This window comes from Rhodoblastus sp., assembly GCF_052145335.1.
Classification (GTDB): domain Bacteria; phylum Pseudomonadota; class Alphaproteobacteria; order Rhizobiales; family Beijerinckiaceae; genus Rhodoblastus.
The window spans coordinates 1-3128 of the sequence record NZ_JBKQOU010000028.1 but is presented as its reverse complement, the minus strand read 5'-3'; the positions used below and the strand labels follow the sequence as shown (position 1 = coordinate 3128).

Sequence of the window (3128 nt, the reverse complement as noted above, 5' to 3'; positions counted from 1 at the left end):
CTGTTCGCAGCGCGCGGTCTGGTCGGATTCGGCGAGGCCGGCTACGGCTCTGTCGGCGCGGCAGTGATCGCGGGCCATTTCCCGCGGCCCATGCACGCCTCGCTGCTCGGCGGCTTCTTCGCTTCGGCCTCGGTCGGATCGGTATTCGGCGTCGTGCTCGGCGGGATCATCGCAGCCCACTGGGGCTGGCAGGCGGCGTTCGGCCTCGTCGGCATTCCCGGCCTTGCGCTTGCGCTTCTGTACTTGTTCGTCAAGGACTACCGGACAGTCGATCTCGTCGCCCATGAAGGGTCGGCGCGCCGCGACGCGGTTGCGACCGCCAAACAGATCGCGCGCTCCATTTTCCGGCCGAAAACCATGTTGTGGGTTTGCCTCGGCGGCGCCGCGCAGCTTGTCGTCGTCTCCACGCTCTGGGCCTGGCTTCCGAGCTATTTGAACCGGACCTACGGCATGCCGGCCGATCAGGCTGGGACCAAGGCGGCTTTGGTCGTCCTCGCCGGCGCTTTCGGCAGCGTGATCCTAGGCCATGTCGCGGACCGCGCCGGCCGGCGCGCCTTGAGCTATAAGCTTTACGTGATGTCGGCGATCATCATTGCCTCGATGGCGACGCTCATGTTCGCCTTCGCAGCGCCGCACTGGGGCTACACGACGACCGCCTCCTCGCAGCTCGTCCTGATCGTGCTGGGCGCTTTCCTGGCTGCCTGCACGGTGGGCCCGGTCTCCGCCGTCGTTCTCAATGTGATGCATCCTTCGGTGCGCGCAACCGGGGCGTCGGTGCTGTCATTGTTCCAGAACCTGTTCGGCCTCGCCGCAGGTCCGCTCATCGCCGGCGTGGCGTCCGACCACTGGGGTCTGGAGAGCACGATGGTTTTCATGCCGCTGTTTTCCATCATTGCGGCCGTCATGTTCCTTTTGGCCGTGAGAACTTACGAAGAAGACGTGAAACACGTTCGCGAACTGATCGCGGCGCAATCAATGGTGCAGAGCGGATTGTCGCCTATAGGCGAGAGAAATTTCGCCGAAGCCGTCGCCGGACATTGAGCGACGAAATGAATGGACACGAAGCCGGCGGAAGCCAAGAATAAACAGAAAATGAATCAGGGCAGAAAAATGAAAAATCGGGGAATTCAACATGATTGGGTAGCAGCAAATTTGCGTGCTGCTCTGCTGGGCGGCGCCGCATGCGCGGTCATCCTGCTGACGGTCCCGCAAACGCGCGCGGAAGAATTCAAGATCGGCGACTGGGACTTCACCACTTCGGGCGCCGCGACCGCGGGCTCCGAAATCAGGACGACCCCGCGCGATCCGGCGCTGATTTTCGCGCCGAACGGCAAGAAGATGGGTGTTCCCGCGACGGCGACCAGCGGCTCGAACCAGGACGACGGCAACCTGAACTATGGGCAGGGCCAGGCCGTTTCGAGCGTCGCCAAGGCCTACGCCACGGTCGACGCGCATAACGGGAATTTTGGCGTCTTCGTGACCGCCAAGGTTTGGGGCGACTTCACCCAAGCCTATCAGGACGTCGGGTGGGGCAACTATCCCAATGGATACGCCGCGGGGACGCCGCTCGGCCAGACGGGTTACGATTCGCGCGAGAGACCTTTCGGCGCCGCGCTTCAGCAGGCCTACGCTTATGACAAGCAGAAATTCGACAACGGCGTGAGCTTCGAAGGCCGTATCGGCGAGATCAATATCCCGTGGGGCTTGTCGACCGCCATCCCCGGCGGCTTGTTCTACGCCGTCAACGCCGTCGATTATTCCGCGGTGGTCCGGCCCGGCGCACAAGGCGCCGAAGTGACGATCCCGACGCCCGGCGTGTTCACTCGGCTGGGCTTCCTGCAGGACAAGGCCACGCTCGAGAGCTTCTTCCTGTTCCAGGGGCCGAAAAGCGTTTTGGCAGGCTGCGGCACGTTCTTCTCCTATGCCGACTGGGCCGCGCCCGGTTGCAACAATGTCTATTTCGCCCCGACGCTGGCCGATCCGACGTCCTATGCCGACAATTTCGCGCTCGACCGCAAAGCGGCGTCGAATCCCAGTGACGCGAATTTTGGCGCCGGTGGCACGTATCAGGCCGACCCGCTGCTGACCAAGTTCGGGCTCTATTACGCTCACGTGGATCAGCCCACCCCCGTCGGCAGCACGATCAAGACCTTGCGCACTGGGCCGACGGCTTTTATTCCGGGCGATCCCGGCGGTCTCAACTCCGCTTACAATGTAGCTTACCTCGGCGCCGTCGACTCTGCCACGCTCAACTTCACCACGAAAATCCAGAACACGACGCTTTACGGCGAATATGCCTACAGCCCGAACAAGCCCGTCAACTACAACGCCGCTGACCTCGTTTATGCGGTCGCAGGGCCGCAATATCCGACTCCTTTGCGCGCCATTTACAATACATTGCCTCTCGGCGGCGTTCTCGAGGGCTATGATCGTCTTGAAGTCGGCAATCTTGTTCTGGGCGTTCGTCAGGTCGTGCCATCGGTGCTGAACGCATCGACGCTGACCCTCGGCGCAGAATTCGGCCTGAAGCAGGTTTACGATCTGCCGCCGGGCTTGCGCTTCGGCCGCTCGGAAGTGTTCGGGCAAGGTCCCGTCGCGGGCTTCAAGTGCACCGGCAACGCGATCCAGTGCACCGAGGCGGGTTATGTCACGTCGAACGCCACGGGCTATCGCCTGACGGCCGAGCTCCGTTATGACAATGTCATGACGTCGGGCCTGAGCTTGATCCCGGGGATCGGACTGATCCAGGACCTCAGCGGCTGGTCCTATGACGGCGTCTTCAATCAGGGCCGCGTCGTGTTGCCGCTCAGGCTCAGGGCGGAATATGGCCCGAAATATTTTGCCGAAATCGTGTGGGCGCCGGCGCTGCAGGTCGCAACTTACGACAATACGTCCGACCGTCAATTCGTAAACTTCTCTGCCGGAATACGTTTCTGAGCCTGCCAGCGGCGCCTCACCCATGGATGTCCTGCGCGCGGGGCGCTGAATTCTGTTTAACGATGGAGCAATGAAATGAAATTGAATCGAATTCTTCCCGTCGCGGGCGTTCTGACCTTGCTGGCAGGCGCGGCCCTGGCTCAGTCTCCCGTCCAACTTCCGGCCGGCGCCGGAGCAGGCGTCTATCGGCC

General features: G+C 62.3%; 2 protein-coding genes. Both read left to right on the top strand.

Going from position 1 to position 3128, the window contains the following annotated elements:
• Positions 1–1041 (top strand): MFS transporter (locus ACLP2E_RS02135; RefSeq protein WP_442465015.1); only part of this gene is annotated, 1041 nt, incomplete at its 5' end.
• Positions 1042–1152: 111 nt separating this feature from the next.
• On the top strand, positions 1153–2937 hold the full coding sequence (locus ACLP2E_RS02130) for a DUF1302 domain-containing protein (RefSeq protein ID WP_442463874.1): 1785 nt from the start codon (positions 1153–1155) through the stop codon (positions 2935–2937).
• Positions 2938–3128: the final 191 nt, after the last annotated feature.